11 protein-coding genes are annotated in these 13761 nt (G+C 65.8%); 3 read left to right on the top strand and 8 right to left on the bottom strand.

Translation table 11 applies throughout. From position 1 onward, the window contains the following. Positions 1 to 13 precede the first annotated feature (13 nt). A complete protein-coding gene (locus QGV54_RS16710) occupies positions 14 to 2041 on the top strand; it encodes an acetyl/propionyl/methylcrotonyl-CoA carboxylase subunit alpha (protein ID WP_348637681.1) in 2028 nt (675 codons plus the stop codon). 48 nt (positions 2042 to 2089) lie between these two features. On the opposite strand, the gene QGV54_RS16705 is transcribed toward QGV54_RS16710, so the two are convergent. The 5 genes from QGV54_RS16705 to hflK form a co-directional block, all read right to left on the bottom strand. Further along, the gene (locus QGV54_RS16705; RefSeq protein WP_281019515.1) at positions 2090 to 3232 is read right to left on the bottom strand and encodes an SRPBCC family protein; all 1143 of its coding nucleotides are present in this window, start codon (positions 3230 to 3232) and stop codon (positions 2090 to 2092) included. A 10-nt stretch (positions 3233 to 3242) separates the two neighbouring features. Beyond that, the gene (locus QGV54_RS16700; protein WP_281019516.1) at positions 3243 to 4400 is read right to left on the bottom strand and encodes an aromatic ring-hydroxylating dioxygenase subunit alpha; all 1158 of its coding nucleotides are present in this window, start codon (positions 4398 to 4400) and stop codon (positions 3243 to 3245) included. Between the two features lie 84 nt (positions 4401 to 4484). Further along, positions 4485 to 4670 carry a DUF2065 domain-containing protein gene (locus QGV54_RS16695; RefSeq protein WP_281019517.1) on the bottom strand — a complete coding sequence of 62 codons (186 nt, stop codon included), beginning with the start codon at positions 4668 to 4670 and terminating at the stop codon, positions 4485 to 4487. A 21-nt stretch (positions 4671 to 4691) separates the two neighbouring features. Continuing rightward, positions 4692 to 5576, bottom strand: a complete 885-nt coding sequence (locus QGV54_RS16690; RefSeq protein ID WP_281019518.1) for a protease modulator HflC — start codon at positions 5574 to 5576, stop codon at positions 4692 to 4694. After that, on the bottom strand, positions 5576 to 6718 hold the full coding sequence (gene hflK, locus QGV54_RS16685) for an FtsH protease activity modulator HflK (protein ID WP_281019519.1): 1143 nt from the start codon (positions 6716 to 6718) through the stop codon (positions 5576 to 5578). The genes QGV54_RS16690 and hflK overlap by 1 nt, the downstream gene beginning before the upstream one ends. Before the next feature lie 169 nt (positions 6719 to 6887). Between hflK and apbC the strand changes: the two genes are divergently transcribed. Beyond that, positions 6888 to 8030, top strand: coding sequence for an iron-sulfur cluster carrier protein ApbC (apbC, locus tag QGV54_RS16680; RefSeq protein WP_281019520.1), 1143 nt, complete (start codon positions 6888 to 6890; stop codon positions 8028 to 8030). 50 nt (positions 8031 to 8080) lie between these two features. On the opposite strand, the gene QGV54_RS16675 is transcribed toward apbC, so the two are convergent. After that, complete coding sequence (locus QGV54_RS16675) at positions 8081 to 9055, bottom strand: UDP-glucuronic acid decarboxylase family protein (protein WP_281019521.1); 975 nt, start codon at positions 9053 to 9055, stop codon at positions 8081 to 8083. Positions 9056 to 9292: 237 nt separating this feature from the next. On the opposite strand from QGV54_RS16675, the gene QGV54_RS16670 reads away from it, so the two are divergent. Next, complete coding sequence (locus tag QGV54_RS16670) at positions 9293 to 9973, top strand: hypothetical protein (RefSeq protein WP_281019522.1); 681 nt, start codon at positions 9293 to 9295, stop codon at positions 9971 to 9973. A 41-nt stretch (positions 9974 to 10014) separates the two neighbouring features. Here the strand turns inward: QGV54_RS16670 and QGV54_RS16665 are convergent, their stop codons facing one another. Both QGV54_RS16665 and QGV54_RS16660 read right to left on the bottom strand, forming a co-directional pair. Next, positions 10015 to 11664, bottom strand: coding sequence for a hydantoinase B/oxoprolinase family protein (locus QGV54_RS16665; protein ID WP_281019523.1), 1650 nt, complete (start codon positions 11662 to 11664; stop codon positions 10015 to 10017). Next, positions 11657 to 13702, bottom strand: a complete 2046-nt coding sequence (locus QGV54_RS16660; RefSeq protein WP_281019524.1) for a hydantoinase/oxoprolinase family protein — start codon at positions 13700 to 13702, stop codon at positions 11657 to 11659. The genes QGV54_RS16665 and QGV54_RS16660 overlap by 8 nt, the downstream gene beginning before the upstream one ends. Positions 13703 to 13761: the final 59 nt, after the last annotated feature.

Raw genomic sequence — 13761 nt, 5'->3', positions numbered from 1 at the left:
CAGCACCATGGCATTGTTCGACAAGATCCTGATCGCGAACCGGGGCGAGATCGCCTGCCGCGTCATCCGCACCGCCCGCCACATGGGCATCCGCACTGTCGCTGTGCATTCCGACGCCGACGCCGGCGCCATGCATGTCGCCATGGCCGACGAGGCCGTGCGCATCGGTGAATCCGAGGTGACGAAGAGCTATCTGCTGGCCGACCGGGTGCTGGAGGCGGCGCAACGTACCGGCGCGCAGGCGATCCATCCCGGCTATGGCTTCCTGTCGGAGAACGCGGCCTTTGCGGATGCGATTGCCGCTGCCGGTCTGACCTTCATCGGCCCTAGCGCGGATTCGATCCGCCGCATGGGTCTGAAGGATGCAGCCAAGGCGATCATGGAGAAGGCCGGCGTGCCGGTCGTCCCCGGATACCACGGTGAGGGCCAGGACCCGGAGATGCTGGCAGCGGAGGCGGAGCGCATCGGCTATCCGGTGCTGATCAAGGCCGTCGCCGGTGGCGGTGGCAAGGGCATGCGCCAGGTGCACAAGGCGGAGGACTTCACCAAGGCCCTGGAAGGCGCGATGCGGGAGGGCAAGAATGCCTTCGGTGACGCGCGGGTGCTGATCGAGAAGTATCTGGTCAAGCCGCGCCATATCGAGGTGCAGGTCTTCGGTGACACCCACGGCAACGCGGTTCACCTGTTCGAGCGTGACTGCTCCATCCAGCGCCGCCACCAGAAGGTGATCGAGGAAGCCCCCGCCCCCGACATGCCGGCGGAGATGCGCCAGGCGATGGGGGAGGCGGCGGTGGCTGCCGCCCGTGCCATCGACTATCACGGTGCCGGCACGATCGAGTTCATTGCCGATGTGTCGGAGGGGCTGAGCCCCGACCGCTTCTACTTCATGGAGATGAACACCCGCCTGCAGGTGGAGCATCCGGTGACGGAACTGATCACCGGACAGGACCTGGTGGAGTGGCAGATCCGCGTCGCGGCCGGGGAACCCCTGCCGCTGGCGCAGGATGAACTGACCATCAAGGGTCACGCGCTGGAGGCACGGCTCTATGCGGAGAATCCGAACCGCATGTTCCTGCCCGCCACCGGCAAGCTGACCCGGCTGCGGTTCCCCGAAGGTGACACCGGACCGGGCGGCAATGGCCTGCGCGTCGATACCGGCGTGCGCGAAGGCGACAGCGTCACACCGTTTTATGATCCGATGATCGCCAAGCTGATCGTGCACGGGAAGGACCGGTCGGAGGCGATCCGGCGCATGGCCGGGCTGCTGGAGCGGACGCGCGTCGCCGGGCTGGTGACCAACATCTTCTTCCTGAAGCATCTCGTCACCCATGCGGCCTTCGACGCCGCCGACCTGGATACGGGCTTCATCGAGCGGTTCAGCGATGAGCTGCTGCCCCCTGTTGCGCCGGTTGACGACACGGTGCTGGCCCTGGCCACCCTGTCCGTGATTGCCGAACGCCGGAAGGCGGCGACCCGCGCCCACGCCAATGACCCCTTCAGTCCCTGGGACTCGGTCGATGGCTGGCGCCTGAACGATGACGGTCGGGAGGTGATGACCTACGCGGGCAACGATGCCCCGACGGAAGTCACGGTGCATTACCGGCGCGGCGGCGGCATGGTGCTGGATCTGCCGTGCGGTTCGGTCATGGCGGATGCCACTCTGGATGAAACGGGCGAACTGCTGGCGCGGCTCGACGGCCACCGGATCAGTGCGCTGGTTGCCCGCGACGGCAACGACCTGACCGTGCTGCGCGAGACCGGGCAGTGGAAACTGGAACTGATCGACCCGATGGATGCGGATCTGGAGGATGCGCTGGCCGGGGGCGCGATCACCGCACCGCTGCCCGGCAAGCTGATCCGCATCATGGCGGCGGAGGGGCAGAAGGTCCGCAAGGGCGATGCCCTGCTGATCCTGGAAGCCATGAAGATGGAACACACCATCACCGCCCCCCACAACGGCACCATCGGCCCCGTCAGCTTCGCCGAAGGCGATCAGGTGGAAGAAGGCACCGTCCTGCTGGCGGTCGAGACGGAGGAATAGCCGACAGCGCCTGAGCCGCCGCGCGGCCTGCGCTGAGAGACTGGTCCCTTATGCCGACAGGCTGGCGTTCAGGCTGGCGTGGTAGTGGGTCAGGGCGGGTTCGTTCAGGCCGTAGACCAGGGCTTCGTGGGCGCGGGCGGTGTGGCCGGACTGGATGGCCTCGCTGAGGGGGAAGTCCTCGCCATCGACGGTGCGGATCGCCAGGTCGATGTTCTTCTCGTAGTACTTCCTGGCCTTCTCGGTCTCGACGGCTTCCGGCGTGAAGACCGAGACTTCCACCTTGCAGCGGTCGGTGGCGTCACCCTTTGGATAGCTGCGCCACATCTCCACGTGACCGGCCTGCACCACCATCGTCACATTGGGGAAGAAGGTGTAGATGATCGCCGTCTCCGGGATCAGCCGCCAGTCCTCCTCCGGCTTCTCGCGCAGTTCCATGATGCGCCGGCGCGGCAGGGTCAGGCGGGAATGCGGGCCGAAGGAATCGAAGACCATCAGGTTGGAGAAGAAGATCGGTCCGACCGAGTCCCTGTGCAGGTACTGCAGGTGATAGCCCTCCATGAAGGTCTCCGGGCAGAGCTTCCAGTTCATCTGCCGTTCGATGGTCAGGCTGCGGTAGTGATGGAACCCGTCGAAGCCATAGGCGGCCATGTCCCGCTCCAGCCCCGCCAGGTGCCGGTCCACGTCGATCGGATCGCCGCCGCCGGGACGGATGAAGATCAGGCCGTGCTTCTCCGCTGACGGGACCTCGCTCAGGCCATGCGCCGACTTGCACATGCCCTCGAAGCTGCGCCCGTCAGGGATCGTCTGCAGTGCACCGTCCAGGCCGTAGGTCCAGGCATGATAGGGGCAGACGAAGCGCCGGGCATTGCCGGACCCCTGCGCCACCGGGGCGGCGCGGTGGCTGCAGACGTTGTGGAAGGCGCGCACGGCCCCTTCCTTGTCGCGCGTGATCAGGATGGAGCGTCCGTCGATCTCCTCGACGAAATAGTCACCGGCCTTCGCCACCCGTGCGCCAAATCCCACCAGCAGCGGCGCGTCGCGGAAGAGGGTGTGGCGTTCCCGGCCCAGCCGGTCCGCCGAGGTATAGCTGGTGACGGGATTGGCACCCAGTCGGTCGGCATAGCTGGTCGTTCCGGCATCGATATGCCCGAACAGGCGATGGATCATCGCAACCTGATCGTCATGGCGCATGGTATCTGACTCAGACGGTTGAATTGAGGCCGAGATGGGCCCGGATGCGGCTGTGATAGTGGCTCATGGCCGGTTCGTTGCGGCCATAGACGACATGCTCCGGCGCGCCGTTCTCGGCATTCTGCTGGATGATCCGGCCGAGCTCGAAATCCTCCGCCTCGACCGTGTCGATGGCGAGCTGCATGTTCTTCTGCCAGAAGTTCCGGGCCTTCTCGGACGTCGGCTTCTCGGGCACATAGGCGGAAAGCTCGATCACCGACCAGCCGGGGCCCCGCTTGTCGGGCCAGACCCGCCAGAGCTCGATGTTCGCCGCCCCCTGGACCACCCCGATCATCGTCGGAAACAGGCCATAGACGACGGCGGCATGGGTAATCAGGTCCCGCTCATCCTCCGGCACGTCGTTCAGGGTCGAGAACGTGTTGCGCGGGGCCACCATGCGGTGATGGTCGTCGAAGACATCGAAGGTCGTGCGGTTGGACTGCAGATAGGGGGCAATGGTCTTCTTGTGCAGGACATCGATGTGATAGGTCTCCAGGAAGGTGTCGATCACCAGCTTCCAGTTCATCGGCTGCACCATGCGGTAGCTGCCGAAGAAGTGGTAGCTGCCGAAGTTCCACTCCGCGAATTCCTCCGACAGGGATCCCATCGGGTTCTCCGGCATCGGCGTGGTGCGGTCCAGCGGGCCGATCCAGATCATGCCGTCCTTCTCCAGCGCCGGGACCTCGGTCAGGCCCAGTTCGGACTTGTCCACACCGTCGAAGCTGCGGGCGTCGGGAATGCCCTTCAGGCTGCCGTCCAGATTGTAGGTCCAGGCATGGTAGGGGCAGGCGAACATCTTCGCCTTGCCGCAGCCCTCCGCCACCGGCGCACCGCGGTGGCGGCAGACGTTCAGGAAGGCGTGGACGACACCGTCGCCGTCGCGCGTGATCAGCAGCGGATTGCCGTCGATGTTGTCGGTCACATAGTCGCCGGGTTCGGCCAGGCGGCCGCTCAGACCGAAGGGCAGGGGGCGCTGGCGGAAGAATATCTCCCGCTCCCGCTCCGCCCGGGCCGGATCGGTATAGGCGCTGAGTTCATTGCGCCAGGTCTCCGGCGCATAGGCGGTGCTGCCCTCTTCCTGATGTTTCAGAAGACGCCTGATCAGTTCCAGCTGCCTGTCGCGCCGCATGTTGACCTCCCCCGAGCCTCACCGGACGGCCCCAGGGGGGATCGTCCAATTGATAAGCTAGCGTACTAAATCGGGAGATGATCGTCAACCGCGCAGCAGCCAGACCATGCCGACCCCAAGGGTCGCCGCCACCAGGCCGATCATGCGAATGCGTTCAGTGGGCTGTGACAGGACCAGGGCGAGTGACCGGCGCATGGCGTCGGGAAAGAGGGCATAGAGCGCGCCCTCGATCACCGCCACCAGCGCCAGTGCAACCAGGAAATCCTGCATCGGACCCGTGGGGTATCCGGATCAGCGCCCGGCACCCCCCTGGACGCTGCCGATGTCACCGAAGAACCTGAAGAAGTCCGACTTCGGGTTCAGCACCATCGTCGTGTCGTCACCCTTGAGCGAGGCACGGTAGGCCTGCAGCGAGCGGTAGAAGGAGTAGAACTCCGGATCCCGGTTGGCGACATTGTTGAAGATGGCGGCACGGGCGCCGTCACCCTCACCACGCAGGATCTCCGACTGCTTCTCAGCCTCGGCCAGCAGCACCGTACGGTCACGTTCGGCACGGGCGGTGATGCGCCGCGCCTCCTCGTCACCCAGTGCCCGTTCCTCGCGCGCCTCACGCTGACGTTCGGTCTGCATGCGGTTGAAGATGGCGTTCTTGTTGGCTTCCGGCAGATCGGCACGCTTGATGCGGACATCGACGATCTCGACACCGAAACCACCCGCCTTCAGGTTCATCTGATCGGCGATCTTGGCCATCAGGGTGGAGCGTTCACCGGACAGCAGCGTCACGAACTCCTCATCACCCAGCACGGCACGCATGCTGGAAATCAGGATCGGCTGCAGCCGCGACCGGGCCTGACCGGTGGTGCGCACGGCCTGGTAGAACTGCAGCGGGTCGGTGATCTTGAACCGGCTGAAGGCATCCACCACCATCCGCTTCGTGTCCTTGGTGATGATCTCTTCCGGCTCGATGTCCAGCGACAGGATCCGCTTCTCGATGGGCACCACATCCTGAACGAACGGGATCTTGAAGTGGATGCCCGGCTCGGTATCGATCCGCTGCGGCGCACCGAACTCAAGCAGCAGGGCCTGCTGGGTCTGGTGCACGGTATAGACGGAACTGAACAGTGCGAACCCGGCAAGCGCAACCAGGACGGCAAGTGCAATAAGACCCTTGCTCATCAGTTTGTCCCCCGGCTCTTGTTGTTGAGTTCGTTGAGCGGCAGGTAGGGCACGACGCCCGAGCCTTCCTCGCCCTGCTCGATGATGATCTTGTTCATGTCACGCATGACCTCTTCCATCGTCTCCAGATAGAGACGGCGGCTGGTGACTTCCTTCGACGTGCGCCATTCGTTGACGATGGCGCTGTAGCGGGATGCCTCACCCTCGGCTTCGGCGATCTTCTGTTCCTTGTAGGCCTGGGCCTCTTCAAGAACCTTGGCCGCCTGACCACGGGCTTCCGGAATGATGGAATTGGCGAAGCCCTGCGCCTCGTTGATCTTCCGCGCGCGGTCGGCCTTTGCCGCCTGCACGTCGCGGAAGGAGTCGATGACCTCCGCCGGCGGGTCAACCGTCTGCAGCTTCACTTCGCTGATCTGGATACCTGCACCATACTCGTCCAGCGTCTGCTGGATCGTCTCCTGGACCGTCTGCTCGATCTCCAGCTTCTGTGCCGTCAGCACATCCTGGATCGGGCGGCGACCGATGACTTCACGCATCACGCTCTCGGCCACGGCCTTCAGCGTCGCCTCCGGCGCTTCGATGTTGAACAGGAACTTGCCCGCATCACCGATCAGCCAGATCACCGTGAAGTCGATGTCGACGATGTTCTCGTCGCCGGTGAGCATCAGGCTTTCGTCCTTCAGATCGCGACGGCGGTCGGTGCCGAGGCGCTGAAAGCCGACATCAAGCTGCTGCACCCGGGTGACTTCGGGCAGCAGCACCGTCTCGATGGGCGCTGGCAGATGATAGTTCAGGCCCGGGTCAGTGGTATCGACCCACTCGCCGAAGCGCAGCACGACACCCTGCTGGGAGGTATCGACTCGATAGAAGCCGCTGCCGAGCCAGATCACGAGAATGAGCAGCAGAACCACGATGACGCCGAGACGGCCGCCGCTGCCACCACCGGGGGTGAACCGTTTCAGGCGGTCCTGACCCTGCTTGATCAGATCCTCGATATTCGGTCCGGGGCCACCGGCCCCGCCGCCGCCGCCGCCCTGGCCACCGCCAGACGGCCCCTGTCCCCAGGGGCCGCGGTTTCCACCGCCGCCTTGCCATCCGCCGCCGCCGTTGCCGCTTCCGCCGCCTTGATTATTCCAGGGCATCTGCCGTCCCTTGCTTCTCGTGTCACAGGATCGAGGAAAACTGTCTGCGGCCCGCCCCTTTCGGGGGCACCGCAGGCGCGTTATATGACGTTGGCCCGGCGGGAGCAAACCCGACAGGACAACAGTGTTCACTGGTGCCATATCGGTGACAAGGCGGAGTTTTTCAACGATGGCGGATATTTCCGAGGCGCAGGTACGTCAGGCACTGGCCGGTGTGGTCGATCCGGACGTCGGTCAGGACGTGGTTTCGGCGGGCATGATCAGCGGTCTGGTGGTGAAGGGCAGCAATGTCGGTTTCGCTGTCGAGGTCGATCCCGCCATGGGCGCGGCCAAGGAGCCGCTGCGTGCAGCCTGCGAGAAGGCGGTGATGGCTCTGCCCGGCGTCACGTCCGTCACGGCGGTCCTCACCGCCCACAATCCGCAGGGCAGGGGGGCGCCGGCGGGTGGTCCGGTGCAGGGCGGGGCCAGGCCGCAGCAGGCCTCCGGTCCGAAGCCGCCGCAGAAGCAGGGCGTGCCCGGCGTGAAGTCCATCGTGGCCGTGGCATCGGCGAAGGGCGGGGTCGGCAAGTCGACGACCGCCGTCAATCTGGCCGTGGCCCTGTCGAAACAGGGCAAGAAGGTCGGGTTGCTGGACGCCGACATCTATGGCCCGTCCGTGCCGCGCCTGATGGGTCTGGCGGGCAAGCCGCATTCGCCGGACGGAAAATCCATCGACCCGATGGGCAATCACGGCATCGTCTGCATGTCCATCGGCTTCCTGATCGAAGGCGACACACCGATGATCTGGCGTGGTCCGATGGTGATGAGCGCGCTGGAACAGTTGCTGCGGGACGTGAACTGGGGGGAACTGGACGTGCTGATCGTCGACATGCCCCCGGGTACCGGTGACGCGCAGCTGACCATGGCGCAGCGGGTGCCGCTGACCGGCGCGGTGGTGGTCTCCACACCGCAGGACATTGCCCTGATCGACGCGCGCAAGGGCCTGGCGATGTTCCGCAAGGTGGATGTGCCGGTGCTCGGCATCATCGAGAACATGAGCTACTTCCTCTGCCCGAGCTGCGGCGAGCGGTCGGAGATCTTCGGCCACGGCGGTGCGCGGGAAACGGCGGCGGAACTCGGTACCGACTTCCTCGGCGAGATCCCGCTGCACATGTCGATCCGTGAGACCTCGGACGACGGTCTCCCGATCGTGTCGGTTGACCCCGACGGCGCGCACGCGATGATCTATCGCGGCATCGCCGACAGGGTCGCGGAGAAGATCGAGGAACAGCTTTCCGGGGGCCGGAAGGGCCCGCGAATCGTCATCCAGTAGCGGTCGCATTGCCCGGCCGGTGCCGCCTTCGGCCCTCCGGTACCCGGGATCTAACCGGCCATCGCCTCATGCTCCGCCAGAAGTTCGCGGAAATAGGCGATTGTCGGCACCAGCCCGTCGGCGAGCGGGATCGTCGGTTCCCAGTTCAGCAGGTTGCGGGCGCGGGTAATGTCGGGGCAGCGCTGCAGGGGGTCATCTGACGGCAGGGGCTCGCGCACGAGGCGCGATTCGCCGCCGATCTGTCCCATCACCTTTTCCGCCAGCTCCAGGATCGAGAACTCGCCCGGGTTGCCGATGTTGATTGGTCCGGTGACGCTGTCGTCGGTCTCCATCAGGCTGATCAGCCCCCGCACCAGGTCATCGACGTAGCAGAACGACCGGGTCTGGCTGCCGTCGCCATAGATGGTGATGGGCTTGCCGTTCAGGGCCTGCCAGATGAAGTTCGACACCACGCGCCCGTCCTTCGGGTGCATGCGCGGGCCATAGGTGTTGAAGATCCGCGCCACCTTGATCGCCAGTCCGTTCTGGCGGTGATAGTCGAAGAACAGGGTTTCCGCGCAGCGCTTGCCCTCGTCATAGCAGGACCGGACACCGATCGGATTGACATGCCCCCAGTAGTCTTCCGTCTGCGGATGCTGCTGCGGGTCGCCATAGACCTCGCTGGTGGAGGCCTGCAGGATCCTGCAGTTCAGCCGCTTGGCCAGGCCGAGCATGTTGATTGCACCATGGACTGAGGTCTTGGTCGTCTGGACCGGATCATGCTGGTAGTGAACCGGTGAGGCCGGGCAGGCGAGATTGTAGATCTCGTCGACCTCGACATAGAGCGGGAAGGTCACGTCATGGCGCATGAACTCGAAGCGCGGATGATTGTGCAGATGTTCGATATTGCGCTTCGTGCCGGTGAACAGGTTGTCCGCACACAGCACCTCGTGGCCCTGTTCCAGCAGGCGATCGCACAGATGCGAGCCGACAAATCCGGCGCCGCCGGTGACAAGAATGCGCTTGCGGCTGTCATAGAGCCTCATTGATCGGATTCCCCGAGGGTTGTTGCAGATGGTGCCGGAGGGCCCGGCCCGCTTCTGATGCCAGTTTCGGGCGCGCGCCACAATGGTGCAGATTTTTCACGCTCCGCCGTGCTGCCTTCGCGTTTCATGTGTGCTAGGTCGTTCCATCGAATGACGGCTTGTGCCGTGATCAGACAGCGGAACGATCTGCGGGGACCTGGTGTCGGGACCGGATCACGACGGGGATTGAGGAACATCATGGCCGGGGCATCACGATCAGCGACGGGGAAGGGCGCGCGGCAGGCGAGACGTATCGCCCTGCCGCTGTTCCTGCTCGGGTTCGTGTTTCTGTTCGGCCTGTTTGCCGCCCGCGCGATACCGGCCCTGCCGGTGCTGACGGAGCCGGATATCTCCGATGTCCCCATGTCGCGCCTGTTCACGCGCGCGGATCTTCTGACGCACAGGGCCGGAACCGCCATCGAGACCGGCAGCGCGGAATGGCGGTTCATGGTTCGGATGCGGGCGCTGCGCGACGCCGAACTGGCCGCCCGGAAGTCCCTCGCCCTGCGTCCTATCGGCAGTGAGGCCTGGAACGCCCGGGCCTACGCAGCGCTCAAGTCGGGGCGGGTGAGTGATGCCGGACGCTACACCCTGAACGCGCTGAACGATGGACCGTTCAGCAGCCGCTTCGCCCCAACGCGCTTCAGTCTCGGTCTCAGGTTCTGGGACAGCCTGTCGGAACAGCAGAAGCAGCGCCATTATGCGCTGATCCGCAACGCCATCTACTACGAACCGGAGGCCTTCCTGGGCGGCATTCTCCCCGCCGAGGAACTCGTCGCACATGCGCGCAAGGCCATCGGTGATGACAGTCAGCTGACAGGCAAGCTTGACCGCCGTCTCTTCCACATGGGTCTCACGCCGACCGGTGCGAAGAAGTGACCGGGGGCTGACGCGATACCATCAATGGATGGACCGGCCTGTCATTCCGCAATGTAGCCGTCGGTCAGGTCCCGCGCGATGTGCCTGGCGCTGCGGTCCTCCGCCGGTCCGTAGCCCGCGCCACCGCCGGTTCTGACCACCAGCAGGTCCCCGCGCAGCAGCGGCATGCTGGTCTTGGACGGCAGTTCGACCTTCTCGCCGTCACGCTCGATCCAGGCTTCCGCCTTGCCGCCCGGCCCGCCGCCGAACAGGCCCTCCGGCGCGATGTCGAACCGGTCACCGTAGGCGGCGAAGGTCACGTCGTCGGCGGTGATCTCGTAGATGCGCTGGAACCCCAGGCCGCCGCGATGGCGCCCTGCGCCGCCTGATCCGGCAACCAGGCTGTAGTCGCGGACCCGGAAGAAGGGATAGGCCATGTCCTGGGCCTCGATCGGGATGTTGCCGCAGTTCGACAGCGGGCTGTCGACCGCGTTGCAGCCATCATTGGCCGGTCCGGCGCCATAGCCGCCGCCGAAGATCTCCAGGTAGATGTTGTAGCCCTTCGGTCCCAGATGGCTGAGGCAGCAGGCATAGGTGGTGTCGTAGCCACTGGCGATGACCCGGTCCGGCACTGCCTGGGCCAGCGCCTTCATCACCGCGTTGAAGACGCGATAGGTGGGCAGCAGTCTGGCCCGCACCGGCGCCGGGTAGATTGGATTCAGGATCGACCCGTGCGGGGCGGTGATCGTGACCGCGCGGGCGCAGCCGCTGTTGAAGGGCAGGTCAGCGGAGGTCAGGGCCGACTTGATCACCGACAGGGCCGCGCCGACGGTGGAGGCGAAGGGACTGTTGATGTTGGTCTTCACCTGCGGGCTGCTGCCGTCGAAGTCCACGGCAATGTCCGAACCCTTCACGGTCACGGTGGCCGCGATGCGCAGCGGCCCGCTGCCCTGTCCGTCGTCGTCCAGGAAGTCTTCGCCGTGGTAGGTGCCGTCCGGCACGGCCTCCAGTGCCGCGCGCATCCGCCGTTCGGCATAGTCGAGCATGCCGGTCATGGCACTCTCCACCCGGTCGGTACCGTGCCTGGCACAGAGGTCGCGCACCCGTTCGATGCCGATCTGGTTGGCGGCGAACTGCGCCTCGAAATCGCCGATGGTGTGGTCCGGCATGCGGATATTGGCCCGCACCATGCGCTGCAGCGCGCCGTCGTTGCGCCAGTCGCGGTCCAGGTTCCAGCGCGATGGCGGAAAGATGATGCCTTCCTGGTGCACGTCGGTGGCGTCGGGGTTCAGCCCCGGTGCGCCGCCCCCCAGATCGATGTGGTGGGCGACGGTGGCGGAGAACCCGATCAGCCGCCCCGCGACGAAGATCGGGGAGAACAGGAACACGTCCGGCAGGTGCTGTCCGCCGTTGTAGGGGTCGTTGGTGATGTAGAAGTCGCCTTCCTGCAGCGTCTCCGGCGGCGTGATCTTCGCGCAGGGGCCAAAGGTGTGGGCAATGGAGCCAAGCTGCAGCGGAATCAGTTCCGACTGCGCCACGACATTGCCCCTGGCATCCAGGATCGCCGAGGAGCAGTCCTCCGCCTCCCGCACGATGGTCGAGTGGGCGGAGCGGATCAGCTTCACCCCCATTTCGTGGGCGGCGGCAATCAGGGCCTGGGTAATGATGGCCTGATCGACCGCCGAGACAGTGTTGAGCGCAGTATCAGGCATCCGTCGTCTCCTCTTCCAGCCGCAGGATCAGATTATGGGCGGAATCCACCGCGCCGCGCCAGCCGTCGGCTACCAGAATCGTGGATGTGCCATCTTCCACCAGCGCGGGACCGGTGATCCCGACACCCTCCCCCGGTCGGGTGGTGCAGGGGGCGTCGGCGTGCTGCCGGTCCCGTTCGAAGAAGGAGGTCCGGTCGGCGATGCGGGCTGCCGCGGCATCGCCCGAAAGGTCCGGCTGGACACCCGGCGAAACAGCGGCCCCGGCCCGGAAGGCCACGATCTCGATGGCCGAGCCGCCGGCCTTGTCGAACTCGAAGACGCGGTGGTGTGCCGCCTCGAACAGGGCGCGGATGGTGTCCGTATCCAGTTCGTCCGGTCCGCGATCGCCCAGGTCCACCGGTATCTCGAAGGCCTGTCCGACATAGCGCATGTCCAGGCTGCGCTTCAGCCCGACATCGCCTTCCAGACCCAGATCGCGCAGGTGCGCCGCCGCCGCTGCACCAACCTCGGCGATCACCTCCCCGATCTCCGCTTCGTTCACGGCCTCCAGCCGCACCTGATGGGTACGGCTCTCGAAGTGCACGAAGTCGGAGGCCAGCAGGCCATAGGCCGACAGCACGCCTGCTGCGGGGGGGACCAGCACGGTGTGGATGCCCAGATCCTCCGCGACCCGGCAGGCCAGCATGGGTCCGGCACCACCGAAGGGCAGCAGGGCGAAGTCGCGCGGATCGTGGCCGCGTTCGGTGGAGATGCGCTGGATCGCGCGGACGATGTTCGCCTCCGCCACCCGGATTGCCGCATCCGCTGCCTGCACTGCAGTGAGGCCGAGCTGCGTCGCGATGGGGCCGATCACGGCCTCCGCCGCAGCCCGGTCGAGCTGCATGGTGCCGCCCAGAAAGGTCTCGGCGCGGATGGTACCGCGGATCAGGTGACAGTCCGTGATCGTCGGACGCTGGCCGTCGCGGCCATAGCAGGCAGGGCCCGGATCGGCGCCCGCCGACTCAGGCCCGACCCGCAGCAGCCCGCCGTCATCGATCCAGACGATGGAGCCGCCGCCTGCGCCCACCGTGGCGATATCGATGACCGGTGTCTTCACGGGCAGGCCATCGATCTCCGTGGCTGCCGCCAGATCGGGCTGGCCGTCCCGGACCAGGCAGACATCCGTGGAGGTGCCGCCCATGTCGAAGGTGATGATGTTGCCGAACCCGGACCGCAGTGCCTGGCGGGTGGCGCCGACGACCCCCGCCGCCGGTCCCGAGAACAGCGCGGTTATGGCGGACCGGGCCATGCCTGCGGCGGGCAGGCGACCACCGTTGGACTGCATGACGGAGAACCGGCCCCGATGGCCGCGCGCATTCAGGGCTTCGCCGAAGCGGCCGAGATAGGCGTCGATCACGGGCTGCACATAGGCGGCGAGCGCGGTCGTCGATGCGCGCTCGTACTCCCGGAACTCGCGGCAGACATCGGCGGAGATCGTGACCTTCTGGTTCTGGAACCGCTTGCGCACGGCATCGGCCACGGCCTGCTCATGCGTCGGCTCGACATAGGCGTTCAGCAGGCAGATCGCGACGGCTCCATAGGGGTCGCCATCGGCTTCAGCGGTTTCCAGGCGTTCCGCGATCCGGGACATGGTGGTCTCCAGGTCCAGCGCGTCGACGATCGCGCCCGTGGCGTCGATCCGTTCCGGCGCCTCGATCACGTCGCGGCGTTGCACCACCGGTTCGGGCTTGGCATAGAACAGGTCATAGATGCGGCGGCGGTTGTGGCGCTGGATGAACAGGATATCGCGTGTCCCCTGCGTCACCACCATCAGCACCCGCGCGCCCTTGCGCTCCAGGATCGCATTGGTGGCAACGGTGGAGCCATGCACCAGATCATCGACCTGCGACAGGTCCAGCCCGGCGCTGTCGATGGCGTTCAGCGCGCCTTCGTCCGGTCGCGCGGGGGTGGAGGGGACCTTGGTCACCTGCAGGCGGCCGTCATCGCCGATGGCCACCAGATCCGTGAATGTTCCTCCGACCTCGACCCCGACCCGCATCGACAGTTCCTCCCCCTGTGCACAGCGAGGGTAGGCCAGCAGTTGCCACCATGGGAAGA

The organism is Minwuia sp. IMCC3060 (genome assembly GCF_029909435.1).
GTDB lineage: Bacteria > Pseudomonadota > Alphaproteobacteria > Minwuiales > Minwuiaceae > Minwuia.
Note: the sequence above shows the minus strand (reverse complement) of the source record. Positions and strands in the feature narration are given on the sequence as shown.